Here is a 25,750-nt window from a genome sequence, read left to right as displayed (position 1 = left end):
GCTTTGCTTAGCGTATCAATTATGGCACGTGTAGGGTGACGGATTGTGAAAAGTCATCTTATCGGCGAATTCCACCTGTTAACCTTTTTAGTCTGCAGAAGGTTTGCTAAAGTCTCGCTAGTTCTAAACTGATTCGTTACATAAGGATAACCATGAAAGCGCACATTTGGGCTTGTTTGCTCGTGGCGTTGGCAAGCTTCAGTGTTATTGCTGAAGATGAAAACGATGTCAAGCATACCAAAGCGGCGAAAGAGCCGACGTCGTATGCTGAGCAAAGTATCTACGATAAGCCGTTGATGGAAAGATACGTTTTGGATGAAATCCGAAACTTAAGAACAGATTTCCAGGCGCTAGAAAAGCGAATGGTGACGGAAATTACCGATCGTGAGCTGGACGTAGCGGATAAGTCATTGAACTATGCCAACGTGACGGTGACCTACTTCTTTTATTTGATAGCCGGTGCGGCCTCATTGATTGCATTGGTTGGTTGGCAGTCGTTGCGCGATATAAAAACCAATACCAAAGAGTTGGCCGATCAACAACTGTCAGAGATTGCAGAGCAATATGAACGCAAGTTCCAAGCCTTGGAGCGGGACTTGAAGCGTAAAACACGCATTATTGCAGAAAACAATAAAGAGATTGAGCGTATCAACGAGATCCATAACTTATGGCTACGCGCTCAACACTCGCAGACGCCTGAGCAGCGGATGGAAATTTACAATGAAATCCTGAAAATCCGCCCTGGAGACCTCGAGGCGCTCACCCATAAGGCGGATGCGGCAATGGAAATGGGCGAATACCATTGGGCGCTTAGCATCAGTAACCGCGTACTGGAAGTGGATGAACGTAATGCCAACGCCCTCTTCCAGCGTGCGTGCGCCTATGCGCGATTGGGGGCTGAAGATCAGGCAGTGTCTGACTTAGAGCTGGCGGTTGCAGAAAGTGCGTCGCTGCGCGAAGCCGCCCGTGAAGAAGCGGACTTTGAATCATTGCATGGTAATGAGCGCTTTGATGCCTTGATTGATGCTGAAGGCCAAGTTTAAATCAGGCGGAATACAAAAAGGCAGCGTGGGCTGCCTTTTTACTTCTATTAGGATGTTGTTTTTAACACCTAGCCACCTGCCAGTTTCACCGTATAGCCTTTCTTTTCTAGGTGCGCCTTGAGGGTATCACGCTTGTCCCCTTGGATTTCAATGACGCCCTCTTTGACTGCGCCACCACACCCGCACACTTTTTTAAGCTCGGCGGCCAGCAGTTTAAGCGCGCCATCATCAAGACCCAACCCGGTTATCAGACTGACGCCTTTGCCTTTGCGCCCTTTTGTTTGTCGCTGAATACGAACGATGCCATCACCTTTAGGTCGGCTTGGCTTTTCTGGCTCGGCTTTAATTCTGCCCGTTTCGGTCGAGTAAACTAAATGATTATTGTCAGACATAACTCTGTTTCGTTGAAGCGTTTGACCTCACTATATCAAAGCTGAATCAACTTAGCAGCCAGTGACAGAATGAGCAACTCGGTGACTATCCGTGTTAAGCACGGAGTTGCTCTGCATTTTTATCAATAAATTGTTTGAGCGCAGGCAGCGAGCCTTTCATCAAATTACCACGCACAATCATATACCAGCCTTTGCTGTCTTTATCAGGGTTATCATTCATGATACGAAAGCCCTTGTATTCCTCGACTTGGCGCGTTCCGGTGCCGTCTCCATCTTCCTCCTCGAGATCCGCAGGATCAACCAAAGTACTGGTGTCCGCCCACCATTCAATTGATTTCTTCACCGCTTGTAGGCTGCCTGATATCACCTTTCCACCTAACCTAGCGCGGTATTCTTCTGTAATGTCTCCGCTGCCCTCGGTTTTCTCAATCGCATACCCGCGATGAAAAAGGCGTCGAGTCATGGCTCTCTCCTTTCGCGAACAATAATCCGATACCTATGTATGCAATGGATTACGAACATTCTTCATTTTTAGACTATTATCATGTGTTGTTCGAGCAATTTCATCAAGCCTAAGGCGCTGATAGACCGAGTAATAGGCAAATTGAGATATGTTTCAAACAATTTGCACTGATGTCTGATATATTAGCGTTAGCAATAAAAAGTTATAGTGCATTATGAAGAAGTTATTACCATTAGACCCCAGTGACATTGAAGCAAGTCAAGCTCGCTTTAACACCGGTGCATTAAGCATTGAAGAATGGTCGTCCATCACACAAAACGCCTACAGCAAAAACTCGCTATTGAGTTATCGCAACGACTGGCGCGTTTTCGTTGCTTTCTGTCAAGAACAAAACGTGACGCCCCTTCCTTGTGCCGTCACCACACTGCGCCGCTTTGCTGAAATAACGGCGAACCAGCGCAAGATTTCGGCCGTTCGTAGGATGGTTATCACCGTCGGTTTGGTGCACAAGCTTCACCAATTTAAAGACCCGAGCAAGCATCGAGAAGTGAAGTACGCAATGGCGCGCCTTCTGCAAGAGAAATTACCGGAAAGCCGCGAAGCCACACCTTTTCAAGCCTATCACTTAGCTAGCCTAAATCAGCAGCTTGCAAGCTCTAAGCGCCTAAAGGATATTCGAGACCGCTTGGTTTGGTCGCTTTGTTATGAAGGATTATTAAAGCGAAGTGAATTAGCCGCCCTGTCGGTGGAGGACCTTGTCACCGCTGAAGGCCAAGCATCCATTTTGGTGAAAGAGCAACGCGTGCCGCTGTCTGAATCAGTTGCAACACTGCTCATGGACTGGCTCGAAAAAACAGGGATCAGCCAAGGTCCCCTACTGCGTCGAATCAACAAACATGGTCACCTAGGAGAAGCGCCTCTCGACCCTTCCTCTATCTATCGCGTGTTCCGCCGAGCCAGTACACTTTTAGACGAGTCGGTCACTTTCTCTGGTCAGTCACCGCGTGTGGGAGCGAGCCGATCGCTGGCGAAACAGGGAATGTCCATTAAACAAATTCAGTATATGGGACGTTGGAAAAGCCCAGCCATGCCAGCGCAATATGTCGGTAACACGGTAGCCAGTGAGCAAGCCAAGTCGCGTTACCGACGAAAAAAGCTTACCGATTAATCAATTAACCCGTCGGCCCGTGGCCGTGCTAATACAGGATGCCAAATATTCATGGAATGCCAAGCCATGGTGCTCCACCAGTTTGGGGAACATAGAAATAGGTGTCATGCCAGGAAACGTATTGATTTCATTAACTAAGATTTCGTTGTCTTCCGTTAAGAAGAAATCGATACGCGACATATCTTTTAAACGTAGTTGCTTGAATGCTTGATGTGCGTATGAACGAATTGCCTCGACCTGCTCTTCGGTCAGATCTTCTGCCTCAATGTAGGTATTACTGTGGCTACCCTCGCTATACTTTTCTTCGTAAGTGTAAAAGCTCCCTTCAGGGCAACGGATTTCCCCAGGGCGCGTCACGATTATTTCATCGCCCACTTGAAACGCCGCCACTTCTAATTCCCGCGGCTTGATGGCTTTTTCGATCAGTACTTGGTCCGAGAAGGTGAATGCATCGGCAATCCGCGCTTGTAGCTGCGCTGCATCCGTTACGTGGTAACAACCCACACTGGAGCCTTGGCTCGCCGCTTTCACAAACACCGCCTGATGGTCGGCTAAAAACGCGGAGGCACGTGCTTGACTCTGCTCGCCTTGGTCGGTGATAAACACATAGGGAGTATTGGGGATGCCCAGTGCATCAAACCATAGCTTTGACGTTATTTTATTAAAACAAATCTGGCTGCCTTCCGCGTCACACCCCAAATAAGGAAGGCCAGTGATCGTCAGTAATGACTGAATATCGCCTGTTTCGCCCGGGAAGCCATGAAGGCAAGGCACGACATAGTGAATTTGCGTGTGTTCTACTTTACTGCACAGGTTGCCATCTGTATCGAGGTGACAGCGCATGCCATCATCAAGGCGCCACCCGTCTCGGGTCATTTCAACTTTGTGCACCTTAATGCGCGGTAATTTAGCCAATTGTGATTCAATATACTGAGCAGACACGAGGGAAATATCATGTTCTGCTCCGCCGCCGCCGCATAACAAAAGCAGGTTGAGTTTGGTCATTTTCTTCTCTCATCACGCGTCGAAACGCGCTATTCGGACATTAACGCCATAGTAGACAAATGCCGTTTCGCTTTCATCTATCAGAGACGTTTTATTGGTTGATTAGAGCCCATTTGCTGCAGGTTTGTTCAATCTGTGCTGCCAATGCGTCTCCACAATACAGGGATAAACGCCACGCAACAAAAAAGCTGGCATTCGCCAGCTCTTTTCAACCACACCAATTTGCGAATTAATTTACACGGATCATCTCAGGTGTTGAAGACCGTTTTATTTTACTAATATCGCGTACAAAAGGACCATATTGCTGAATCGTTTGTGGCAGCGCTTTAATCGCACGCTTGGCCGCATCACGGCTTGGGTACTCACCATACAACAAGGTGTACCAAGGCAAACCATCTACCATTTTTTTGTTGCTCCATAATGGCTGGTCGCTCGGAAGCCGTTTGGCATAATCACTGAACCCTCTATCATGGCTAAGGGCAACGACTTGGATGGTATACCCAGCGCCTTGCGTCGCTGATTTCATCGTTTGCTTTTTCGGTGCCGGCTTCGGCTCAGGCTTGGCCGTGTTCATCATTGGCTCGGCGTCTGCCGTTTGCGCGGTATCGCGCTTGTCAGTTGATTCAATTGTCTGACTGTAGATTTCAGTGGTAACGCCACCGCTACTGCACCCAGTTAGCAGTATCGCGATAGCCAGTAAGCCCAATTTTTTCATTGTGATTCTGTCAGTTATCCAAGTTTGTTTCATTGTGCCCCCGACCCAGTAGCCATTCAACCAAAAGTTATCCTCTTGCACGAGGTTTCCGGCTACAGCTCACAGATAGTCATGTTAAACGTCGTTTTTTAGTCTATCTCACGGTTCACTTTCTGCCATGCCGAGATCACATTGCGTTAAAAAAAACCGTTGAATTCAAGCGCGAACCGATAAACTGGCTTGTGAACACGCTTGCGCCATTGCGCACCACAAGCAAGCACTCGTCAAACCAACGGAGGGCATCATGGCCGGTATCGATCAACTCCTCAAGCCAAAGTCCATCGCGGTGGTGGGCGCCTCTGATCACAGTGGTCGTGCAGGCTACGTTGTTACACGCAATTTGCAATCCGGCGGCTTCCAAGGCCCTATCATGCCCGTGACACCCAAATACCAAGCGGTCGCCGGTATCTTGGCCTACAAAACAGTGGCTGATCTCCCCTTGGTGCCTGATTTGGCCATCCTCTGTACGCGTGGCGAGATCACGCCTCCTCTTATTGAGCAGCTTGGCGAGCGCGGAGTAAAGCTCGTGATTGTGCTAGCAGCGGGAATGCGGGGGCAATTAAATGCTGAGGGGGTAAGTCAGTATGACGCTATGCAACAGATTGCGGAGAAATATACCATGCGGGTGCTCGGTCCCAATAGCCTTGGCATGATCTTACCTTGGCTCAATCTCAATGCGTCGTTTGCGCCAGTACCCGCCAATAAAGGCAATATTGCCTTTGTGTCTCAATCAGCCGCCGTTTGTACCACCATCTTAGATTGGGCGCGGAACAAACGCATCGGCTTTTCCACCTTTATCTCGCTCGGTGAAGCGAGCGATATCGACTTCCCAGAGTTACTCGATTTTCTTTGTCGCGACAGTAAAACCGACGCTATTTTGCTGTATGTCGACTCTATACGCGACGCGCGCCGATTTATATCAGCTGCTCGTGCCGCTGCCCGTAATCGACGAATTCTCGTGCTTAAAAGTGGCCGCACACGAGGTGGCTCTGTTGCACTCGAGCAGCTCAGTCATACCAACATTGGCTTAGATGCCGCTTATGATGCGGCTATTCGCCGCTCTGGGATGCTACGTGTCAACAATACCCACGAGCTTTTTGCCGCTGTTGAAACGCTTTCTCACTCGGTACCACTTCGCGGAGAACGCCTTGCGATTATTACCAATGGGGGGGGGCCGGCGGTGATGGCCGTCGATACGCTCATGGATGCCGGTGGCAAACTGGCCACGCTCAGCGAGCAGACGCTCGACGCATTGCACCAGGTCCTTCCCAAAAGTTGGTCGCAAACTAACCCCATTGACATTGTTGGTGACGCCGACATGCAAAGATATCAAGCGGTGATTGATATCGTACTAAACAGTGACGATGCCGATGCTGTGCTCATCATGCACTCTCCTTCTGTCACGGCACCAGGACTAGCGACCGCTAAGGCCATAATCCATTCACTCAAAGAAAACCCGCGCGCGCGTCGATTCAATATTCTGACCAACTGGCAAGGCGAAGGCGATGATGCCACGGTCGCGCGTCTCGCTTTTACCCACGCCGGGTTCCCGACCTATCGCACACCCGAAAGCGCCGTCACCGCCTACATGCACCTTGTAGAATACAGGCGCAATCAAAAGCAATTAATGGAAACGCCCACCTCAACCGGGAGTATGGACTACGACTTGCCCGCCGCTCGCGCCTTTATCGATCAAGCAGAAGATATCGAGCATTTGACCTTAACCACCCATGAAGTCCGTCCCTTGCTCGAAGCCTATGGCATGCAAGTGATATCGACATGGCTCGCCACCGATTCCGTCGAGGCGGCACAAATTGCCGAGCAAGTCGGCTATCCTGTGGCGGTAAAACTCCGCTCCCCAGATATTCGCCATAAATCCGATGTACAAGGCGTGATGCTCAATCTACGCACCGGCGCCGAAGTCGCAAATGCCGCCCAAGCAATTGTTGATCGCGTCGCGGTCACGTTCCCAGAGGCTCGAATTCAAGGCTTACTTGTTCAATCCATGGCTTCCCGCGCTGGCGCGCAAGAATTGCGGGTCACCATCAGTAACGATCCCGTATTTGGTACCATTATTCTGCTGGGTGAGGGAGGCTCGGATTGGGATGTGACCAAAGATGCCGCCGTTGCGATCCCGCCATTAAACATGGCATTGGCACGTTATCTGGTCATTGGCGCGATAAAGAGCGGCAAAATCAAACAACGTGGTTTTCCGATCTCCATTGATATTGCCAGTTTGTGTCGCTTTTTAGTGACCCTGTCACAGATGATCATTGATTGCCCCGAAATTGATGAACTCGATATTCATCCTTTATTGGTGTCTGGCAATGAGCTGACTATTTTGGATGCATCCCTACGATTGCGCGATTACGCAGGTAGTCAACAAAAGCGGTTAGCGATACGCCCCTACCCGAAAGAGCTTGAGCAGTCTATCCAGCTCAAAAACGGGCAGACCATTCTGCTGCGCCCCATCCTCCCCGAAGACGAGCCGACGCACAAAGCCTTCGTAGAAAAAGTGTCCGAAGAAGATTTGTATCGTCGATTTTTTTCTGACGTCGGCGAGCTCAACCATGAAGCGCTCGCTAATTTAACCCAAATTGATTATGACCGTGAAATGGCACTCGTGGCTACTTGTCATCTTGCGTCTGGCGAAGAAGAGATTTGGGGGGTAGCACGCTTGCTGGCTGACCCACAAAACACCGACGCTGAGTTTGCCGTGCTCGTGCGCTCCGACCTAAAAGGAGTGGGGTTAGGTCGCGTGCTCATGCAAGCCATCATCGATTATGGTCGTCAAGCGGGGTTGTCGCGGATCACCGGGATGACCATGCCCAATAACCGTGGGATGATCGCATTGGCACAAAAATGTGGTTTTAGTATTGATGTGCAAATGGAAGATGGCATTGTCGATATGCAACTGTCTTTGCACCCAAACCCGCCGATTAACGATTAAGAGCGTCTCGGCGGTCTTCGACTGTGTTCGTACGCCGTGCGATCGGACTCACTGATCGCGGCTAAAGACGAGCGAGCGTCCCCCTATTTCATCGACTTGTCAGCAATAGGCATATCCCCAGCTTGTAAGTAGGGTTCAAGTAGCTTGGGAAGCTGGCGTACTAACCATGACTTAGCATTGCCCATTCGGTTGCGTTTCCACGCCAGCCCGAGCGTTAACTCGAATGGCTCTCCGCCTTTTAAACGTTTCAAACGACCCGTATTAAGGTCATCTTGTATCCAGAACCAAGGTAAGGTACCGATCCCTTGTCCGTTTAAGATGGCTGCGTACTTATCGTGCATTGAGCTGACAGTAAGCCGTGGTTGGTCTTCTAACACATTGAAGGTTTTAGGTTGCATACCTCGCGCGGTATCCGCCACCGCCACCCCGCGATATTTGGCACGCACATCAGGCTCTACGGGACGCGCTTCTTTGTGAATAGGATGGTCGGGCGCTGCCACCCAGTAGGCACTCATATCGCCCAAAGGCTGAACTTTGATGCCCTGCGGCACTGTGTCGGGAATGGGTGCCACCAACACATCGGTGCGGTCTTGAGCCAGCGCTTCCCAACATCCTGCCAATATTTGTTCCGACAGCTTAAGGCGTGTATTACTTTTTTTCGCCAAGCGCTCAATCAAGGGAAAAAAGAAATGGCTTTTAAATAACCCGTCATACGCTAAGCAAATTTCTAACTCCCAACCATGCGCCAGAGAAGCGGCGTCGGCCACCATTTCATCTGCTGCGTTCAACAGCATGCGCCCGCGTTCAACTAATAAATACCCGGCATCGGTGAAGGTTGCACGATGCCCTGAACGGTCAAAGATGACTAAACCGAGCTCGTCTTCCAACTTCTGAACCTGATAGCTCAGCGATGATGGCGCACGATTCAATGATTCAGCTGCCGCGGCAAAACTTCCTTTTCTCTCAATGGCATCAAGCACTTGCAAAGCTTCAAATGATAGCATGACGGTCTCTTAGTCGTTGCCCATTAGGGGCGAGATAACTCATGTTAAACACTATATCAGGGTTTGGCTCACCGCCATATCGCAAATCTGGCGCTAACATGCGCTCGCTTAAATGCAATAAATCAGGCATATAGCACAAAACCATCACGGGTTTGGTTTCCTTTTTAGTGAAGGTGTCATACTGTAAAACAGAGGTGACGATGAGACTAGACCGAATTGAAATAGCAGGCTTTCGTGGTATCAATCGCCTGTCACTGCAAGTAGATGAACTGACCGTTTTAATCGGCGAAAACGCATGGGGAAAATCGTCTCTGCTTGATGCGCTAGAAATTGCATTGCACCCAAGTGGCGATAAACCCCAGTTTAAACGGTCGGACTTTCACGTTGACCATGTCTTAGGTGTCTTGCCTGAACAACAGTTTCAAATCATCCTTCGCTGGCAAGAGAGCTTTCCCGGTGAGCATAAAGCGCGCCGCTATCGTCGTTTTAAACACGTTTGGAATGGGAGCAACGCGGGGTGTCGAACCCTTGATTATTGCTTAAGCGCCACCATCCAAGAAAGTAAAGTCGCGGTACGGAGAGAGTTTTTATCCTCACAAGGCGATATTATTGAGCAAGCAGACAGCGACGCGCTCGCCAGCCACCTAATGCAAATTCACCCAGTCGTTCGTGTGCGTGATGCCAGACGCATGCGCGTGCCAGGGCAAGCAGTGACAAAAGATAACACCCGCCTTGAGCAGCGGTTAGACAACACCTATCGCCGCCTGTTGATGATGCCCGGCCATGTGAATAAAGGCGAGATAAAAAGTGGCCTGCATGCCATGCGTCAATTGCTCGATCACTATTTTGCCGCCTACGAGCATGACCGCGATCCTTATCCCATTCATGCCCCGGGCGCATTAGCCATCACTCATAACCAAATGCACCCGCTCGAAGCGGTGGCCGCCAATACCTCTAATCAAAGTCGGCTCGTGCTCATGGGCTTATTGAGTGCATTTGTCCGGGCGCGCGGGCCAAAACAGCTCAAACGTAATGCGCGGCCAGTGATGTTATTTGAAGATCCAGAAGGGCGACTTCATCCAACCTTACTGAATCAAGCGTGGCGCTTGATTCAGTTGATGCCGATGCAAAAGTTGCTCACCACAAACAGCGGTGACTTGCTCGCGGGCGTACAACTGGATCATATTCGCCGACTGGTGCGACACCCCACTGAAACGCATAGCCACCAAGTACCGCCTCACCTTCTTAGCAAAGACGAGCGCCGCCGCGTGACCTTCCATGTCCGTTTTCACCGACCCAGTGCGCTATTTGCACGCTGCTGGTTGCTGGTGGAAGGAGAAACGGAGATATGGCTGTTTAACGAGCTAGCGCGATTGCAAGGTTATGACTTAGCTGCAGAGGGTGTACACCTTATCGAGTTTGCCCAAAGTGGATTACGCCCGCTTATCAAGGCTGCAAAAGCATTAGGTATTGAATGGCATTTGGTGGCGGATGGTGATATGGCTGGTAAGAAGTATGCTGCGACGGCGCGCGGGCAAATAGAGCATCAACCAGAGGGCGCGCGTTTAACCGTACTGCCTGATAGAGATATTGAGCACTACTTGTACAACAACGGTTATGAGCCTTTGTTTCGCGACATGGCCGGCGTCACCAGTCAACAGCCCCACATGAATGACAAACGTATTATCGCCAAAGCCTTAAAACGCTATGCCAAGCCTGACGCCGCGTTGGCGATCATCGCCTATACCGAGAATGAGTTAAAAGCCCCCATTCCCAAGCTGCTGCGCTGGATTATTCAACGCGCAATCGGTTTGGCCAGAGGTGTTGGTTAACGCCTCTGACTCGTCCTATTCGCGAACTATTGCTCCACCCGCTCAAAAAACAGCGTGACTTTGCCTACTTCAATCCCCCACTTGCGCATTGAGGTAACGTTAAAAAGGCGATCTTGGTCTTGCCGAAACATCCAGTCATCAAAGTGAAGCTGATATTCGCTATCGCCGACGGGAACCACTAAATCATAACGCCAATTTAGCGCATTGCCAGCCACAACACCTGTTGCTGTCCCGACGATATCGCCCGCCGTCCCCGTGTAAGTGCCATCAGAGTGACGTTTAATCGTCCAAACCCGGGTTTGCGTTTCGCCATCTGCATACACAAAGGATTCATCCAGTGTCAGTGTGTCGCCTTCTACCACACCGTCGATATCGACAACGAAGCGTCGGGTTTGCTCGCCGGTAAAATCTTGTACCATGCCCCACGCTTTTGTTTGTCCTTCAAAGTACTCAAACAAGTTAAAGTCTGGTTTGCGCCCTTGATAGTCTTCAATATCGGCAGAGCACGCCGCCAATAGCACAGCACTCACCAATACCGTCAGAATTTTGCCTATCGTCTGCGTCACTTTTCTCATGGCGTTTCTCCTAATAATGCTCGACGATGATCTGGATAGTCAGTGTCTTCTGATAACCAGATTGCGAGAAAGGCATCTGCCAACTCGATGTCCTTGACCGTCAAGGTCTCTTCCCAGTCTTTCCCTTTTGGCTGAGCGTAAAAAACGCCCTTTTGCGCGTGGCGAACAAACGCAAGACGATCGCCCTCTGTTATCTCTCCCCATGCGTTGTCCAGCGCTTGTTGCCAACGCGTTCGTTGTGCTTCCGAAAAGCCCAAGTGCTCCCATTGATCGTTTGTTGCTTTCATCAGTCGTTGGTCACTGATATCGCGCGCGTAGGTAATCACTAAAGCATGAGGCGTTTGCGCTTGATAACGCCCGGTCGGTGAGCGCAGTGATGACTGATATATCGTCCACCAGCCCCAAGTTAGCGTCGCTTCGCCAACTTGGGGCCAGCTTTGCCATGTCATTGAAGACGAGGTCGCCCCCATGGTGGCGTAAGGCGTTGCGAGCGCGAGCATTAATACAAGGTGTTTCACCCACTTATTCATGGCTCTCTCCTTGTCGCGGCAGAACGGACATCTAACTGGTGTTGCAGCCATTGCATCAGATTAATCAGGATGATGCTGTAGACTAACCAAGTGCCAATCAGCACCGCGCCAGTGACCCATATGGACTCTGGGAAGCTTAAAACCCCTAAACGCTCTCCTGCCCAGTAACTGCTTGCGCCACCCAAACTGCCCAGCGCCGCCATAAACCAAAATGCGCGTGCGAGGATAAGCTCACGCATTAACCACGCAAAGCTGCAAAACCCTAGCCAGAGTAATAGTAGCCACAGCGGCATCACAACGTACTCGGCCTCAACAGCCAACCACTGTGTGTGGAGTAATAAGCTATCTCCAATCAACCCAACGGGCGTAAGCACGGCAATGGCCCACATCACGCTGCGGTCATAAAGGATCGCGCCCAGTAGCATCGCGACCATTAACCACTGAAAGCTCGGCGGGCCAAGCGCCGCCGAAAACCAGTAAACATTGAACAATAAAGAGATAACGACAAAGCGCACAGATTATGCCTCTCGCCAAGCAGGACGGCTTAGGAGTAGCTGGACCGCACTGATCGTACGTTCCTTAAAGCCGCCCTCACAATAACAAAAGTAATAGCGCCACAAACGTGCAAAACGATCGTCATAGCCGTAATCGCGCAGTACCTCCGTCTGCTGATTGAAGCGTGTGTGCCAATCAGCCAAGGTTTGTGCGTAATCCAAGCCGATGTCTTTTAGATCTCTGATCACAAAATCGGTTTGAGCGGTGAGGTGAGACAACAATACGCTCACTGAGGGTAAAAACCCTCCGGGGAAAATATGCTTTTGAATAAAGTCGACGTTACGGCTGTAATGCTCGTAGCGCTGATCAGCAATGGTGATCGCTTGGATGGCCATTAAACCACTGGGCTTAAGCAATGACTGGCATTGACGGACAAAGGTATCTAGATACTCTTTCCCCACCGCTTCAATCATTTCAATCGAAACCAGTTTATCGTATTCACCGGTCAGATCACGGTAGTCTTTTTGTAGCAACGTGATCCTATCTTCCAGCCCTTCTCGCTCGACACAGGCTTTTGCCCAAGTATATTGCTCTTGTGAAATCGTGGTAGTGGTCACGCGGCAGCCGTAATGCTTAGCCGCGTAGACCGCCATTCCTCCCCAGCCAGTGCCAATCTCGAGCAAATGATCGTTTGAGGTCAGCGCCAGCTGTCGGCACAGCCGGTCCATCTTTTCCACTTGGGCCTGCTCTAGGGTCATTTCTTTGTCAGTGTAAATAGCACTGGAATACAGCATTTGCTCATCAAGAAAATGACGGTACAAGTCGTTGCCGAGGTCATAATGTGCTGCGATATTGCGGCGTGCGGTCTCTTTTTCATTGCGATTGCGCCAGTGAGCCAGCTTGTTCCCTAGTCCCACCAGCCAGCCAGTGTGCTTTTCAATTCTGTCGATAGCAGGAAGGTTGCGAGCAAATACGCGAATAACGTCGGTCAAGTTCGGTGATTCCCACCAACCATCGATGTAAGCCTCGGCCGCCGCAATGCTACCGCCGGTTAAAATCCGGGTGTAAAAACGTGGGTCGTGTACCAGCACGGATGCATGTAATTGTGCCTGAGGATCACCACACTGTAAGGTTTGGCCCTGCTCATCAACCAGAGAAATACACGCTTCATCAACATGTGCTAGCAGGGTATAAACCAACTGTTTAGCGTAGTGCTCTTTACGTGTCAGTGTGCGTTGACTCTGAGGTACGTCCGTTGCAGACATAATTACTCCTTCTTCGCACTCGGGTGCGGATAAAACGGTGCGCCCTTTATCCAAAGTTTGAGCGCTTGCCAATAAATACCAATGACAACTTTTACTGTTTCCATCGGCGTCCGGATCAATAACTTACTCAGTGTTTTTGATGTAAATGGACGTCGCTGCAGTCCAAGTGTGGCGTCGAATTCTTTCTGTTGTCGGTGAGCCTCGAGGTGCAAGTGAACCCGCGTACCTAAAGGGCGAAGACGCCAGTGATAACGTTGCTTAATGGGATTAAACGGTGAAACATGAAACGCTTTGTCATGCTCATACCGCTGACCCGCAGGCACGGCATAATAATGCCGCTCTCCCCACGGGGTATTACTCACTTCGGCTAATAAATAACGCCAGTTATGGGCTTGGTCATAGAGGTAATAAAAGTTGGCCGGACTGAAATACACGCCCAAATAACGTAGCTGGCACAACGCATACACTTTCCCCTCAATGCGCTCGCCCGTCAGTTCCTGAACCTTATCGATGCATGCCGATTTGGTGTCGGCTTGTCCATTCAAATAATCGCGATGATCAAAGGCAGCTAACCCCCACTTACCCAAGCGAAAACCTTTGACCTGTGATGCCAGCAAACTGAGCTCATCAAGATCAATCACAGGCATAAACACTGTGTAATTGAACGTGTGTTTTATCGGGCTAAAACGCCGATGCCGCACTTGCCCGACATACAACCCGCTATTTAGTGCTGAAACCGACTCACTCACGAATTGATCCCCTCCACGACATCAAGCGCACTCCGCACACCATCCTCGTGAAAGCCGTTATACCAATAGGCGCCACAGAACCAGCTGCGTTGCTGGCCATTAACCCGATGGCGCTGCTGCTGTGCGGCAACACTGTCGGTATTAAACACGGGGTGAGCATAGACAAATTGCTTAAGAATTTTACTCGGCTCGATCCTGTCGGTTTGATTTAACGTCACGCAAAATGTCTCAGGCGCCTGAATTGACTGCAATATATTCATATTGTAGGTCAAAGCCGCTGGTTCTGTGTCTATTTTGTCTGACAAAGGTAAATGATAATTCCAACTTGCCCACGCGCCTTGACGCTTAGGCAACAGCGACGTATCAGTGTGAAGCACAACCTCATTGTCTTGATAGGGAATCCCCCCAAGCACCTGTTGTTCCGCTTCACTGGGATCAGCCAGCATGGCCAAGGCTTGGTCACTGTGACACGCAAAAATCACCTGCTCAAACGCCTGCTCACCGGCTTCTGTCGTCACCCACACCGCATCAGGGGTGCGGCGGACCTTTGTCACGGGTGAATTCAGATAGATCTTATCCTCAAAGGCAGGCGTGAGCTTTTTGACGTACTCGCGTGAGCCTCCGGGGATCACATACCATTGCGGCCGATTCGCGATATCCAACAAGCCGTGGTTTTGGAAAAAACGCAAAAAGAACGCCAAGGGGAAGCCACGCATATCTGACAAGGTAGATGACCAGATAGCCGCGCCCATGGGGAGAATATAGTTTTGACAAAAATAATCACTGAACCCATGTTGATTGAGAAAATCGCCCAGGGTATTGAGTGCGCCTTGCCGCTCCGCTTCACCCGTCTCATGTGCGTCGCGCGCGAGGCGATTGAATCGCATGATCTCCGCCAAAAAGCGGTAGAAGCGTACATTGATGACATTACGCTTCTGCGCAAATAACGAGGACAGGCTGTGCCCGTTATACTCCAGTCCATTCGCATCATTGCGAACACTAAAGCTCATCTGAGAAGGTTGGCGACCCACTCCAATTTCATTGAGTAAACGTTCATAATTTGGGTATGTGCGATCGTTAAAAACGATAAACCCGGTATCAATCGCGTACTGTCCACTGGCGACGTCGACATCGACCGTGGCCGTGTGGCCCCCCAAATAATCATTCGCTTCAAACAAGGTGATGTCATGCTGTTTATTGAGATAATGAGCACACGTCAAACCGGCAATGCCTGATCCGATGATGGCAATTTTCATGATTTAGTTCCTTGTCATACGTCGTGCGAGAGCTCGCTGCCACGCCATAGGCAATAGCGCGAGAAACTTGAGAATAAAGGTAAATTTTCGCGGAAAATGTATTTCCGTTTTTCCTTTTGCCAATCCTTGTTGAATCGCCGCCGATGCTTGCTCCACCGTGATGCGCATTGGCATCGCAAAGTCATTTTGGTCTGTCAGTGGTGTCTTTACAAACCCTGGCGAAATAAGTGACACCGTCACTCCTTGTTGCGCCAGATCTGCCGATAAGGTGTTGGCTATGTAGCTAATCGCCGCCTTCGATCCGCCGTATGCCTCCGCACGTGGCAGCGGCATGTAACTGGCCGACGAGCCGACAATGGCAAGATGCGTACTGTGGGTGAACCGACTCTGTAGCGCTTCAATACAGTGGAGGACGCCGAAGACATTGATCTCAAAAACGCGTTTAAACAGCGCCACATCGACTTTGCCATGGTCGATATATTCACACGTCCCAGCATTTAGAATAATTAAATCGGGAAAGACGCTTAGGTTACTCAGCGCTTGATGCGTTTGTTCGCCATCCGTGGCATCAAACGCCAATGCATCTAATGATGCGTGATCGCGAGCCATGGTGTTGAGCTTGTCTTGGTTTCGCCCACAGGCCGTCACCTGCCAACCTTGGCGTGCATAGTCTCTTGCCAATTGCTCACCAATTCCCGACGTGGCGCCGGTGATCAATACGTGTTTCATTGTCCTAGCCTCGTTTTGATATGTTTGAGCAGGCGACCTATCACAGGTAGCGCCTCGTACAGCATTTCACCTAAGTCGAAGTAATCACGATGGCGAATGATTTTGCCGTCATAAAAACGTAAGTGAGAGCAGCCCTGAACTTGTCGCGTTTTCCCCCCATCCAACTTGGGATGCGATAACATCATGGTCCAGGTCACAAAGGCATCGTCTCCATCTACCGCGGTCGTGTGTATATGAAATTGACAATCGGTCACGTTTTCGTACAGCAGCGAAAAATACTGGATAAACGCTTCTAAGCCGGTTATCTCATGCGCTGGGTCGACAAACACAATCTTGGGGTGATAAATCGTCGCCAGTGATGACAAGTTATCTTTATTAAGCGCTTGATAGGTCGTCACAAATTGCGACACACCGACATGGGTTGGGGAGCGAGTCATGGTGTTTGCTCCTGAGGCTGATTCTTCGCCGCTTCAAAAATAGCCAGCGCCTTTTTGCGCTGAGTGGCGTGATCCACCACCGGACGCGGATAATCTAGCGTCTGGGCGTAGTGATCTGCCCATTGCCAAGGCTGGTGAATATGCTTGCCCGGCACCTGTTTAAGCGCCGGTAGCCAGCGACGAATAAAGCGCCCATCACTATCAAACCGCTCTCCCTGTGTGGTCGGATTAAAGATCCGAAAGTAAGGTTGAGCATCGGTCCCTACCGACGCAGACCATTGCCAGCCCCCGTTGTTAGAGGCAAAATCGCCATCAATCAGCTTGGACATGAAGTAATCTTCTCCCCAGCGCCAATCGATAAGTAGATCTTTGGTCAAAAAGCTGGCCACAATCATTCTCAACCGGTTATGCATCCAGCCCGTTTGATTAAGCTGGTGCATGGCCGCATCAACAATGGGAAAGCCCGTTTTGCCCGCCTTCCACGCCTCAAACAATGTAAGGTCGTTATCCCATACCACTGACTCGCCCCAAGCTAAAAAGCTATACTTTTTGCTGATTGCCGGATTTTGTGCACTCACTTCCTGATAGAAATCACGCCAAATAAGTTCCGAAAGCCAGGTAGCTGCCCCTGTATCGGGCTCACGCCAATCGGCATGCTCTTGTTGTAAACGTGCCAAGCATTGACGTGGGGATAACGCGCCAATGGCCAAATAAGGAGAAAGTTGACTGGTGGCATCAACAGCGGGAAAGTCACGCTGTCTCTTATAATCAGCCACTTGCTCGCGGCAGTAACGACGCATGTGCGCGAGGATCCCTTTCTCATCGGACGCCCAGTCCGCGACATCCTCCGTCGGATAATCAAAGTGAATCGGTTTAAGCTGTGAAAAGATCGCGTCGACGGCCGAATTTGTCTCGCGTTTGGGTGGCTTTTGACGCGGTGAGGCATCCATGCCGTCTAAGGCACGTAAGCAGGCCTTTTTAAAGGGAGTAAACACCTTATACGGTTCACCTTTTCCCGATTTTATGGTGTCCGGTGCAAACAAATTGCGGTCATCATAGGCATACCATGCGATGCCTTTGTCCGCTAACGCCACGCGCGCCTGTTCATCACGCTTGCTTTCATTGAGCTCGTACTCCTTGTTGGCAAATACCGCTGCTGCACCAATGCGGTGGGCATAGTCAGCCACTTTTTCCGCCGATTGAGAAAAATCAGCCGCACGTTCAACCACCAACGGAATGTTTTGCGCGCGAAGCTCTTCACGTAACGCCTCTAGCCGTGCTTTGATAAGGCCCGCTTGTTTGGGGGCAAGATGGTGCGATGCCCACTGTTCCGGTGTCTCAATAAATATCCCGACCACGGGAACGGACGCTTCGCTGGCTGCGCTCAAAGCACGGTTATCCAGCCCACGTAAATCGCGCCGAAACCAGACTAGATGCATAACGTTTTGTTCTCCTTAAGTTCTTCGAGCTCGTCACCGTGTACGGAGCAGATAAAAGCTTGGCTCACAACGTCAATGTCATTTTGAGCAAGACAAAGGCGTACTTGATTGATTTGGGCGCGATCGAGACGACGATTAGCCATTAAGGCCAATGTTGTCACCCCCTGCTCGCGCATCACCTCAACCACCAAATTCAATTGCTGATGCGGACTGGATAATATTGTGACACTGTAACCCTTCTCGTTGAGTGCCATCGCCATAAGCACGCGTTGGTATTCGCTGGTTACCGTTAATGAGACAAGCCAGCATCGAGACTGGGCATGTCGTTTGGCATTCGCCGCCAGCGCCGTTCTGCATCGGTCAATCACGGCGCTTTGCCACAGGTCGCGCTGCAATACACGAACCGCTTCATCCTCGTCACCTAACCATTGGTCGACCGGTGTAAAGGCATGTTCAACTAACCAATAAAAGGGGTACTCTTTTAAAATCATATCCAGGGCTTTCCCAAGCCGTTTGACTGAGAATGTATGAATACAGTCAATCAGCTCTTGTGCCACGCTGTCGTCTTCCGCCTCGGCCGACGTGGGACTGTGAGCAAGCAGAGGTTTGACCTTGCTGATCGGTACGCCTTTATCTAACCATTGAAGAATATGAGCGATAGTCTCTACATCTTCTTGGCGATAAAGCCGATGCCCCTTAGCCGTTCGCTCAGGCGCAAGCAATCCATAACGTCGCTGCCAAGCACGCAATGTCACGGGGTTAACCCCTGTTTGATCCGCTACCTGACTGATAGTTAGAGTGTGAGGCGTCTTATAGGCCATAGCGAAGCCTCAGCGCATCAGGATAAGGCTTGAGATAAGCTTGGTTAGCTAAGTACGCATCAGGGTGATTATGAAGATGATGCGAAATCAACGTCAGCGGTGCCAATAAGGGCATCGTGCCCTGACGATACGCATGGATAAGATTCGCTAACTCAGCTTTCTGGCGTTTATCGAGGTTGTTTTTAAAATAGCCTTGCAGGTGCATTAACACGTTGGTGTGTTTTTTACGCGTCGCACGAATGGCAATGGCTTGCATAAACGCGGTGCGGTACTGTTCGAAAAAACGATCAAGGTCATAATGGCCGATGTTGGCCATAAATCGCCCCAGTTCACGGTATTTTTCGGGCGAATGCGCCATCAGTACCAACTTATAGCGCGAGTGGAAATCAACGAGGGCTTTCTTGGTCACCCCTTGCTCGACACTCTTGTAAAGATCATCAAGCGCAAAAAGGCGAAAAACAAAGTTCTCTTTGAGAATAGGATCGTTAAGCCGGCCGTCTTCTTCAACAGGCAACCAAGGCATGCGCGCCATCAGTGCCTGCGTGTAAAGCCCTACCCCGGAAATATCTGAGGCGTAACCATTCTCGCGGTAGACTTTCACCCGCTCCATGCCACAGGTCGGTGACTTGGCACAGACAATGTAGCCACGCAGTGCTTTGTGAGCGAGCTCTTCCGCTTTCTGTTCACTGAACGCTGTCATTTTCTCGGTGTAGTCTTTTTGCTGATCTTTGGTTTCTACCAACCTCACTGATAGGTCGCCTTTGTCGACTAACCGAATAGCGGGGCGCGGCACGGGGAGTCCAATCCCGACTTCAGGGCACACTGGCACGAAGTCGACATACGGTGCCAACTCTTTGGTGACAAATGGGCTACGCTTATGACCACTGTCAAATCGTACTTTTTCGCCAATAACACAGGCGCTAACACCTACAGGGAATGACATGTCTCACCTCTACACTGACCGCGCAGCATCGGCTACGGAGTTGTACATTTATAATATGTTGTACAACTAAGAGTAGAAGATAGATCAAAATTGTACAAAAAAAATTATTTGTACAAGTAAGTGCCCTGTCGCATCCACGTCAGTTACTGGGTTAACGCCGAGATTTTGTTGGCAGCAAGCGGCCGATCACTGTCTCAGTATTGATACGCGCAATCCCCCATTCTTAGCACTACACTGGAACTATCTGGTTGTCACCATAAGCCTTACGCGCAGGCCCTATGCCTTTATCAACATTCAATGATCACAACGAGGATCCACTCACACTTGCCAGGCGGTCGGCACAGCCTCGTGGCCGTGCGATCATTTTCATCGCACTCGTCTGTTTTGGTGTGCTCGTCGCGACGTTTTTGTTGTATCAGGCTGCCCAGTCACAACAAGCGCAACGCACAGAAAAGCTTCTCAATGTGGAAGTTCAAGCCTTGTCCAGCGCCGTCGAACGCAGCATTAATACCCAACTCACACGGCTTAGTTCATTAGCCAGTAACATCGAGTTGGATGTGCCCTCGACCTTCTCGACATGGCAAGCTTTGGTGCAACAAACCCAACAAGACAGTGCCTATATTTCATCATTGTTTTGGGCGGACAGTCGAAAGGAAATAAGTTGGCAAACACACGCAGATACCAGCCATAATAAACCGCGTTTTTCGTTTGACGTAGTGGGCGAGCCAGAGGGCCAGCTTGAAACGGATCAGCCCGATCTCACCCGTTGGCGAATTGCTTACCCGATTTACAGTCATAGCCGCGCCGCGCCAAGTTACTATCTTGGCGCAGTCGTTAATCTTGACGCGCTTGTTGGCGAGGTTGCGTCCGACTATCTCAATAAACATCAACACCTCACCATGACCCGCTGGACAAACGACACCGTGTTGATTGGTGACACCATCTCGCCGTTTGCCGCGGTTGGGTCGGCACCTTTAACCTTAGCAGGCACGCAACCCGCTATGCAGCTCGCGCTTTGGCAAGAGCCAGGCGCCAGTCAATTTATCTCATTACCCATTCTGATTTATATCGCCGGCATGCTTGTGGCTCTTTTATTGGGCGTCGCGTTGTATTTGGCTGAGGTGAATTTGATGTCTCGCCGGGCGGCGCAGACCACGATTGACTATTTAAAAAATGAAATTGAGCAACGCAAAGACGTCGAGCAACAGCTACATTTTATCGCGAATCACGACGCCTTGACGTACCTGCCCAACCGTCATGCCCTCACTCGCTATATTCAGCAGCGTGTACATGAATCTAACGCGCACCCCCACGATCTGGCGTTAATCTGTGTGGACATTGATAATTTGAAAGAGATCAATGATTTGTACGGGCAAGCGGTGCATGACCAGCTTTTAGTTGAATTGGCACAACGTCTACAACGCGTGAGGCAAACCGATGACTATATTGCCAAGATCAGTGACGACCAATTCGCGATTGTCGGCAGCGAGCTTTCACCGCTAAAAGCGGAGATTTACGCGAAACAGATCCGAAAAGCCATTGAGCAGCCCTTCTTCCACGACGCAGAGGAGATTATTGTGACCTGTGCCGTCGGCATTAGTTATCGCTACGATGCTTCCATGCCCGCTCAGGAACTGTTGCGCCACGCAGACACCGCGGCGCATCGCGCTCGTCAACTCTCTCATCACAGAGTCGTGGTGTTTCAAATGGCAATGCGAGACCACCTGCATCAGAAAAAGGATACCGAGTACGCCATCCGCAAAGCGATTCAAGGTAACGAGTTGAGCTTACATTTTCAGCCGCAAATCGATCTAAAAGATCACAGCATTGCGGGGATTGAAGCCCTGGTACGCTGGCAAGATACAGAGGGCGCGGTGATTTCGCCTGATACCATCGTCCGCACCGCAGAAGACACAGGGCTTATGCGGCAGTTAGGCACTTGGGTGGTCAATGAGGCATTAGAGACCTATGCAACCTTGCTGGCGCAGCACTGTGCCCCCCCATTTATCGCGATAAATATCTCTGGGCATGAATTCCAAGACAGCTTCCTTGCTGATACCATTCTACGCGCCATTGAACGCCATCAAGTCCCGCCCGAACGTGTGCAAATTGAACTGACAGAACAAGTTTTCATTGAGAACCTTAGCCAAAACCAACATACCTTACACACACTCGCGGCAGCAGGTGTTTCTTTGGCGATTGACGATTTTGGCACCGGATACTCATCTCTAGCCTATCTTAAGCATTTCCCGGTGGACACCGTCAAAATCGATCGCAGTTTTGTCGCCGATCTGCCTCACTGCAAAGACGACATCGTGATTTGCCAAGCCGTCATTAACATGGCGCAATTGCTGAAATTAAAAGTGGTCGCAGAAGGTGTGGAACGTGAAGATCAACGTGACTTTTTGTTTGACCTGGGGTGCCGCTATGCGCAGGGGCACCTTTATTACCCCTCAATGAATATCCATCAGTTGACTGCGCTCCTCACGCAATCACAACCCATCACTCGTTTATTTAATTAATCAACACCATTGTCACGCACACAACAAAAGCGTGCACATAGCGCTTCCTTACGCTGCTTCGGCCATTGCTTTATTTGCCATTCGCGCTGCATCGCCGTTCGCTTTTCCATCGGTTGCGATTGCCACGCCAGTGACAGCGGTCCTTTCCCTCGTAGCGCACGTGCACCTTTACCTTGGCGATGTTGTATCAACCGGCGGCTAACATCCGTTGTTACGCCACAGTAAAGCTGCCCTTGGCGCGTTCGAATCAAATAAACAAACCAAGGCGTATCCATAGGTGTTATCGCTCCAAAACAGCCTCTAACATCTGACGTAATTCCGCCACTTCTTGCTCCAACGCACTCACTCGCGTCACCAAAGAGGCATCGGTGGTCGGTTCTGGTTCCGCTTGCGGTGCTGAGTTCGTCGGCATATTAACGCCGTCAGTAAATAGGTGTTGATAGCGCGACTCGCGCTTCCCAGCCTCACGCGGCAATTTTTTTACCCAGTTTGACGTAATCATGTCAGCCAATGTGCGCTCGACATCTTCGACACGATTAAAGGCATAGAGGCGCTGTGTACGGGTTCTCAACTCCCCGGGCGTCTGAGCGCCTCGCAATAACATGACACAAAGGATCGCTTTCTGTGGCTCACTGAGGGTTAGGTCGCCAAATTGTGTATTACAGAAACGATGTTGATACTTGGCAACACGCCCACCGCTTCCCTCTTGCGGGCTAACCAGACGCATCTCAATCAAGGTCTCTACGATATCTAATACCTCTGAATCGGCCATCTCATAGACAGGATCACGGTTGCTTTTTTGATTCACGGCGGTGGTCAGCGCATTGAGTGTGAGCGGGTAATGATCCGGGGTGGTGACTTCTTTCTCAAGTAAACAACCGATGACACGTTGCTGATACGGTGAGAGTGTCCTTGACATAGCGATGATCCCATTTAGTCGATTTCATCGAGTTATATCAACTGAATGTCGTGCAAGCAATCACTGCGCCGATAACCGCGCAATAATCCACCCAAGGCGACGATCACCAATACTGGTAGCAGGATCACATCTTACGCATCGGGTTGTACACCAGAGCGCCACCATCTGTGCACAGCTAATGATATACTTGACCAAAATGATGTATGTGGAGTGCACGACATGGGTCTGTTTAGTTCAAAGTCTACCCCGAATCATGGCTTATCGATCGTCGCCAGAAACTGTAAAGTGGTCGGTGATATTGATCTTGAGGGTGATATTCAAATTGATGGATTTGGGGAAGGCAATATAACCCAGGCTAACGCCGTTGTTATCTCAGCATCTGGCCACTTTCGCGGTACCATCAACGCTAAGCATATCACCATCAATGGCTTGGTAGAGGGGCAATGTGATGCAGACGCTATCGATATTCTCTCGCAGGGAAAGATGAAAGGCGTGCTAAACACCGAGCAACTGACCATTGAAAAAGGTGGGCTTCTTGCTGGTGAGAACCGTGCCACTCTATCAACAGACACAGTGGTACCCTTAGCGGAACAAGCAAGATCAGACGATAAAGCAAGCAAAGACAAAAAAGCTCATCCACCCTCCTCGAAACAGTCGTAAGGAAGCCTGTGAATGTCCGACTCTAATCAATCCCCGGTCAGCTTTGATAGTTTTTCTCCTGAGCTACAATGCGTGATTCGTTATGAACAAGCCCCTGAAGCTATGTACACGATGATCGCCTCGGTACATGATGCGTCCAGTGCCAGTGTCAAAGAAGCGTGGGAAAAACTGCCTGCCAGTGCGCAAAACATTCTCGACAACTATGATCAATTTCACGCACTCGTCGCCATAAGTCAAAGCTATGCGGGTATCGATGCGCTGAGCGAGCTCGAAAAGGTTGACTTAAGTGATATGTCTGATGAAGGGCGCGACAACTACAAAGCGCAAATTCTTGATGATGTGCTCAGCTCTTGTGTCAAAGATTTATCGAAGCAACTGAAACAAGCACGTTTAAAGCCTGGATTAAAACGCGAGTTTCAAGCTATTTTCCAAAAATAAGAAAGGCCAGTGCCATGCACTGACCCCTGTGATTCGCCCCCACCGGTTGGGGGCTTCTTGTGACTAAACAGACGCAATTAAGCGGATTCACTGAGCGGCGTCGTCTTTTCACGACGTGCACGCACAGAGGCGGCCAATTGATGGAGCACTCTCTCCGTATCTTCCCAACCAATACAACCATCCGTAATGCTTTGACCATAGGTAAGCGACTGACCGTCCGTTAAATCTTGGCGACCTTCGACGAGATGACTTTCGATCATCACACCAAAGATGGCTTTGTTGCCTGCTGCAATTTGCCCCGCCACATCTTCGCTGACGTCTTTCTGCTTTTGATATTGTTTGCTGCTATTGGCATGGCTCAAATCAATCATCAATTTTTGCCGTAACCCAGCATCAGCCAGCGCCCCACAGATCTGATCGACATCACCCGCGTAATAATTAGGCGTTTTGCCTCCACGTAGAATCAGATGACAATCCTCATTACCTGCGGTTGCGACGATCGCAGAGTGTCCATACTTGGTCACTGATAAAAACTGGTGCGGTGAACTCGCTGAGCGAATGGCATCCGTGGCAATTTTGATATTCCCATCTGTGCCATTTTTAAATCCAACAGGACACGATAGCCCAGAGGCAAGTTCGCGATGCACCTGAGACTCTGTAGTCCGTGCCCCAATCGCGCCCCAACTAATTAAATCGGCCATATACTGTGGCGTGATCATGTCAAGAAATTCACCCGCCGCAGGCAAACCAGAATCCGCAATATCTAGCAGTAAGTTACGCCCTAGTCGCAGCCCATCATTAATTTTGAAACTGTTGTCTAAATACGGGTCATTAATCAGGCCTTTCCAACCAACCGTCGTGCGCGGCTTTTCAAAATAAACCCGCATCACCACTTCCAAGTCGGCACTTAATGTCTCACGCAGCTGTTTAAGTTTTTTGGCGTAGTCGCGCGCAGCATTAGGGTCGTGAATAGAACAAGGCCCTACAACGACAACCAAACGATCGTCTTGGTCGTTTAAGATCTTATGGATCGCCTGACGTGCATTAAATACGGTGTGTTCCGCCGCGTCGGTCGCTGGAAATTTTTCTAGTACAGCGATAGGTGGAAGGAGTTCTTTTATTTGGTCAATTCTAACGTCATCGGTTGGGTGTACACTCATGGGCTAATCCTGTGTTTGCGTGTCGCTGACTCACGTAGCTGATTGCCACGTTTTCGTTATTCGACTCCTACGCTAACCTGCCACATTCTTTTGTGCAAATATTTTTTTACGCAATAGCAAAAGCCTAAATCAAACAAAACATTGACACATCAATCCTCGTGAATTATTGACGCAATGTGCGCTGTGGTTTAAATATGGGCG

General features: G+C 50.1%; 26 protein-coding genes. 7 read left to right on the top strand and 19 right to left on the bottom strand.

What is annotated here, in order from left to right:
* Positions 1–152 precede the first annotated feature (152 nt).
* Positions 153–1,043, top strand: coding sequence for an alkyl sulfatase dimerization domain-containing protein (locus BZG20_RS11850; protein ID WP_077579138.1), 891 nt, complete (start codon positions 153–155; stop codon positions 1,041–1,043).
* Positions 1,044–1,111: 68 nt separating this feature from the next.
* Here the strand turns inward: BZG20_RS11850 and yciH are convergent, their stop codons facing one another.
* On the bottom strand, positions 1,112–1,435 hold the full coding sequence (gene yciH, locus BZG20_RS11845; protein WP_077579137.1) for a stress response translation initiation inhibitor YciH: 324 nt from the start codon (positions 1,433–1,435) through the stop codon (positions 1,112–1,114).
* A 94-nt stretch (positions 1,436–1,529) separates the two neighbouring features.
* On the bottom strand, positions 1,530–1,898 hold the full coding sequence (locus BZG20_RS11840) for a DUF3319 domain-containing protein (RefSeq protein WP_077579136.1): 369 nt from the start codon (positions 1,896–1,898) through the stop codon (positions 1,530–1,532).
* A gap of 214 nt (positions 1,899–2,112) precedes the next feature.
* Between BZG20_RS11840 and BZG20_RS11835 the strand changes: the two genes are divergently transcribed.
* Complete coding sequence (locus BZG20_RS11835; protein ID WP_077579135.1) at positions 2,113–3,066, top strand: tyrosine-type recombinase/integrase; 954 nt, start codon at positions 2,113–2,115, stop codon at positions 3,064–3,066.
* Here BZG20_RS11835 and BZG20_RS11830 read toward each other — a convergent pair whose 3' ends face one another.
* Positions 3,067–4,071, bottom strand: a complete 1,005-nt coding sequence (locus BZG20_RS11830) for a D-alanine--D-alanine ligase (RefSeq protein ID WP_077579134.1) — start codon at positions 4,069–4,071, stop codon at positions 3,067–3,069.
* 229 nt (positions 4,072–4,300) lie between these two features.
* Positions 4,301–4,786, bottom strand: coding sequence for an SPOR domain-containing protein (locus BZG20_RS11825; protein ID WP_198531485.1), 486 nt, complete (start codon positions 4,784–4,786; stop codon positions 4,301–4,303).
* Between the two features lie 283 nt (positions 4,787–5,069).
* Between BZG20_RS11825 and BZG20_RS11820 the strand changes: the two genes are divergently transcribed.
* Positions 5,070–7,775, top strand: a complete 2,706-nt coding sequence (locus BZG20_RS11820; RefSeq protein WP_077579133.1) for a bifunctional acetate--CoA ligase family protein/GNAT family N-acetyltransferase — start codon at positions 5,070–5,072, stop codon at positions 7,773–7,775.
* A gap of 83 nt (positions 7,776–7,858) precedes the next feature.
* On the opposite strand, the gene BZG20_RS11815 is transcribed toward BZG20_RS11820, so the two are convergent.
* Positions 7,859–8,779, bottom strand: coding sequence for a LysR family transcriptional regulator (locus BZG20_RS11815; protein ID WP_046075835.1), 921 nt, complete (start codon positions 8,777–8,779; stop codon positions 7,859–7,861).
* 200 nt (positions 8,780–8,979) lie between these two features.
* On the opposite strand from BZG20_RS11815, the gene BZG20_RS11810 reads away from it, so the two are divergent.
* Complete coding sequence (locus tag BZG20_RS11810) at positions 8,980–10,611, top strand: DUF2813 domain-containing protein (protein ID WP_077579132.1); 1,632 nt, start codon at positions 8,980–8,982, stop codon at positions 10,609–10,611.
* 26 nt (positions 10,612–10,637) lie between these two features.
* Here BZG20_RS11810 and BZG20_RS11805 read toward each other — a convergent pair whose 3' ends face one another.
* The 11 genes from BZG20_RS11805 to BZG20_RS11755 are packed head-to-tail and all read right to left on the bottom strand — an operon-like array spanning position 10,638 to position 19,850.
* Complete coding sequence (locus BZG20_RS11805) at positions 10,638–11,186, bottom strand: DUF3833 domain-containing protein (protein ID WP_108743044.1); 549 nt, start codon at positions 11,184–11,186, stop codon at positions 10,638–10,640.
* Positions 11,183–11,716, bottom strand: coding sequence for a hypothetical protein (locus BZG20_RS11800; protein WP_077579131.1), 534 nt, complete (start codon positions 11,714–11,716; stop codon positions 11,183–11,185). The genes BZG20_RS11805 and BZG20_RS11800 overlap by 4 nt, the downstream gene beginning before the upstream one ends.
* Positions 11,713–12,231 carry a DUF2878 family protein gene (locus BZG20_RS11795; protein WP_077579130.1) on the bottom strand — a complete coding sequence of 173 codons (519 nt, stop codon included), beginning with the start codon at positions 12,229–12,231 and terminating at the stop codon, positions 11,713–11,715. Before BZG20_RS11795 ends, BZG20_RS11800 begins: the two co-directional genes overlap by 4 nt.
* Positions 12,232–12,234: 3 nt before the next feature.
* Positions 12,235–13,476: a cyclopropane-fatty-acyl-phospholipid synthase family protein gene (locus BZG20_RS11790; protein WP_077579129.1), complete on the bottom strand. Its 1,242-nt coding sequence runs from the start codon at positions 13,474–13,476 to the stop codon at positions 12,235–12,237.
* A 2-nt stretch (positions 13,477–13,478) separates the two neighbouring features.
* Entirely contained in the window at positions 13,479–14,225 is a 747-nt protein-coding gene (locus BZG20_RS11785; protein ID WP_077579128.1) for a DUF1365 domain-containing protein, read from the bottom strand.
* Positions 14,222–15,481 carry an NAD(P)/FAD-dependent oxidoreductase gene (locus BZG20_RS11780; protein WP_077579127.1) on the bottom strand — a complete coding sequence of 420 codons (1,260 nt, stop codon included), beginning with the start codon at positions 15,479–15,481 and terminating at the stop codon, positions 14,222–14,224. Before BZG20_RS11780 ends, BZG20_RS11785 begins: the two co-directional genes overlap by 4 nt.
* 3 nt (positions 15,482–15,484) lie before the next feature.
* Positions 15,485–16,210 carry an SDR family NAD(P)-dependent oxidoreductase gene (locus tag BZG20_RS11775; RefSeq protein WP_077579126.1) on the bottom strand — a complete coding sequence of 242 codons (726 nt, stop codon included), beginning with the start codon at positions 16,208–16,210 and terminating at the stop codon, positions 15,485–15,487.
* Positions 16,207–16,647 (bottom strand): nuclear transport factor 2 family protein, encoded by a 441-nt coding sequence (locus BZG20_RS11770; RefSeq protein ID WP_074214723.1) that lies wholly within the window; start codon positions 16,645–16,647, stop codon positions 16,207–16,209. Before BZG20_RS11770 ends, BZG20_RS11775 begins: the two co-directional genes overlap by 4 nt.
* Positions 16,644–18,086 (bottom strand): deoxyribodipyrimidine photo-lyase, encoded by a 1,443-nt coding sequence (gene phrB, locus BZG20_RS11765; RefSeq protein WP_077579125.1) that lies wholly within the window; start codon positions 18,084–18,086, stop codon positions 16,644–16,646. Before phrB ends, BZG20_RS11770 begins: the two co-directional genes overlap by 4 nt.
* Entirely contained in the window at positions 18,077–18,907 is an 831-nt protein-coding gene (locus BZG20_RS11760) for a MerR family transcriptional regulator (protein ID WP_077579124.1), read from the bottom strand. Before BZG20_RS11760 ends, phrB begins: the two co-directional genes overlap by 10 nt.
* The gene (locus BZG20_RS11755; protein WP_077579123.1) at positions 18,897–19,850 is read right to left on the bottom strand and encodes a DUF523 and DUF1722 domain-containing protein; all 954 of its coding nucleotides are present in this window, start codon (positions 19,848–19,850) and stop codon (positions 18,897–18,899) included. The genes BZG20_RS11760 and BZG20_RS11755 overlap by 11 nt, the downstream gene beginning before the upstream one ends.
* A 278-nt stretch (positions 19,851–20,128) precedes the next feature.
* On the opposite strand from BZG20_RS11755, the gene BZG20_RS11750 reads away from it, so the two are divergent.
* Complete coding sequence (locus BZG20_RS11750) at positions 20,129–22,372, top strand: bifunctional diguanylate cyclase/phosphodiesterase (RefSeq protein ID WP_077579122.1); 2,244 nt, start codon at positions 20,129–20,131, stop codon at positions 22,370–22,372.
* On the opposite strand, the gene BZG20_RS11745 is transcribed toward BZG20_RS11750, so the two are convergent.
* Both BZG20_RS11745 and BZG20_RS11740 read right to left on the bottom strand, forming a co-directional pair.
* On the bottom strand, positions 22,369–22,647 hold the full coding sequence (locus BZG20_RS11745) for a GIY-YIG nuclease family protein (RefSeq protein ID WP_077579121.1): 279 nt from the start codon (positions 22,645–22,647) through the stop codon (positions 22,369–22,371). The two genes, BZG20_RS11750 and BZG20_RS11745, sit on opposite strands and share 4 nt — an antisense overlap.
* Positions 22,648–22,652: 5 nt before the next feature.
* Entirely contained in the window at positions 22,653–23,291 is a 639-nt protein-coding gene (locus BZG20_RS11740; protein ID WP_077579120.1) for a DUF480 domain-containing protein, read from the bottom strand.
* 219 nt (positions 23,292–23,510) lie between these two features.
* Here BZG20_RS11740 and BZG20_RS11735 point away from each other — a divergent pair, with 219 nt between their 5' ends.
* Complete coding sequence (locus BZG20_RS11735; RefSeq protein WP_046075823.1) at positions 23,511–23,951, top strand: polymer-forming cytoskeletal protein; 441 nt, start codon at positions 23,511–23,513, stop codon at positions 23,949–23,951.
* Between the two features lie 12 nt (positions 23,952–23,963).
* Positions 23,964–24,389 (top strand): DUF3069 domain-containing protein, encoded by a 426-nt coding sequence (locus BZG20_RS11730; RefSeq protein ID WP_046075822.1) that lies wholly within the window; start codon positions 23,964–23,966, stop codon positions 24,387–24,389.
* 77 nt (positions 24,390–24,466) lie between these two features.
* On the opposite strand, the gene aroG is transcribed toward BZG20_RS11730, so the two are convergent.
* On the bottom strand, positions 24,467–25,549 hold the full coding sequence (aroG, locus tag BZG20_RS11725) for a 3-deoxy-7-phosphoheptulonate synthase AroG (RefSeq protein WP_077579119.1): 1,083 nt from the start codon (positions 25,547–25,549) through the stop codon (positions 24,467–24,469).
* Positions 25,550–25,750 lie beyond the last annotated feature (201 nt).

Origin of the sequence: Salinivibrio sp. IB868, assembly GCF_001995655.1 — a bacterium.
GTDB lineage: Bacteria > Pseudomonadota > Gammaproteobacteria > Enterobacterales > Vibrionaceae > Salinivibrio > Salinivibrio siamensis.
Note: the sequence above shows the minus strand (reverse complement) of the source record. Positions and strands in the feature narration are given on the sequence as shown.

Coding starts and splice junctions, on each gene's coding strand:
- BZG20_RS11850 (WP_077579138.1), top strand. CDS start 153: ATGAAAGCGCACATTTGGGCTTGTTTGCTCGTGGCGTTGGCAAGCTTC.
- yciH (WP_077579137.1), bottom strand. CDS start 1,435: ATGTCTGACAATAATCATTTAGTTTACTCGACCGAAACGGGCAGAATT.
- BZG20_RS11840 (WP_077579136.1), bottom strand. CDS start 1,898: ATGACTCGACGCCTTTTTCATCGCGGGTATGCGATTGAGAAAACCGAG.
- BZG20_RS11835 (WP_077579135.1), top strand. CDS start 2,113: ATGAAGAAGTTATTACCATTAGACCCCAGTGACATTGAAGCAAGTCAA.
- BZG20_RS11830 (WP_077579134.1), bottom strand. CDS start 4,071: ATGACCAAACTCAACCTGCTTTTGTTATGCGGCGGCGGCGGAGCAGAA.
- BZG20_RS11825 (WP_198531485.1), bottom strand. CDS start 4,786: ATGAAAAAATTGGGCTTACTGGCTATCGCGATACTGCTAACTGGGTGC.
- BZG20_RS11820 (WP_077579133.1), top strand. CDS start 5,070: ATGGCCGGTATCGATCAACTCCTCAAGCCAAAGTCCATCGCGGTGGTG.
- BZG20_RS11815 (WP_046075835.1), bottom strand. CDS start 8,779: ATGCTATCATTTGAAGCTTTGCAAGTGCTTGATGCCATTGAGAGAAAA.
- BZG20_RS11810 (WP_077579132.1), top strand. CDS start 8,980: ATGAGACTAGACCGAATTGAAATAGCAGGCTTTCGTGGTATCAATCGC.
- BZG20_RS11805 (WP_108743044.1), bottom strand. CDS start 11,186: ATGAGAAAAGTGACGCAGACGATAGGCAAAATTCTGACGGTATTGGTG.
- BZG20_RS11800 (WP_077579131.1), bottom strand. CDS start 11,716: ATGAATAAGTGGGTGAAACACCTTGTATTAATGCTCGCGCTCGCAACG.
- BZG20_RS11790 (WP_077579129.1), bottom strand. CDS start 13,476: ATGTCTGCAACGGACGTACCTCAGAGTCAACGCACACTGACACGTAAA.
- BZG20_RS11780 (WP_077579127.1), bottom strand. CDS start 15,481: ATGAAAATTGCCATCATCGGATCAGGCATTGCCGGTTTGACGTGTGCT.
- BZG20_RS11775 (WP_077579126.1), bottom strand. CDS start 16,210: ATGAAACACGTATTGATCACCGGCGCCACGTCGGGAATTGGTGAGCAA.
- BZG20_RS11770 (WP_074214723.1), bottom strand. CDS start 16,647: ATGACTCGCTCCCCAACCCATGTCGGTGTGTCGCAATTTGTGACGACC.
- phrB (WP_077579125.1), bottom strand. CDS start 18,086: ATGCATCTAGTCTGGTTTCGGCGCGATTTACGTGGGCTGGATAACCGT.
- BZG20_RS11760 (WP_077579124.1), bottom strand. CDS start 18,907: ATGGCCTATAAGACGCCTCACACTCTAACTATCAGTCAGGTAGCGGAT.
- BZG20_RS11755 (WP_077579123.1), bottom strand. CDS start 19,850: ATGTCATTCCCTGTAGGTGTTAGCGCCTGTGTTATTGGCGAAAAAGTA.
- BZG20_RS11750 (WP_077579122.1), top strand. CDS start 20,129: ATGCCTTTATCAACATTCAATGATCACAACGAGGATCCACTCACACTT.
- BZG20_RS11745 (WP_077579121.1), bottom strand. CDS start 22,647: ATGGATACGCCTTGGTTTGTTTATTTGATTCGAACGCGCCAAGGGCAG.
- BZG20_RS11740 (WP_077579120.1), bottom strand. CDS start 23,291: ATGTCAAGGACACTCTCACCGTATCAGCAACGTGTCATCGGTTGTTTA.
- BZG20_RS11735 (WP_046075823.1), top strand. CDS start 23,511: ATGGGTCTGTTTAGTTCAAAGTCTACCCCGAATCATGGCTTATCGATC.
- BZG20_RS11730 (WP_046075822.1), top strand. CDS start 23,964: ATGTCCGACTCTAATCAATCCCCGGTCAGCTTTGATAGTTTTTCTCCT.
- aroG (WP_077579119.1), bottom strand. CDS start 25,549: ATGAGTGTACACCCAACCGATGACGTTAGAATTGACCAAATAAAAGAA.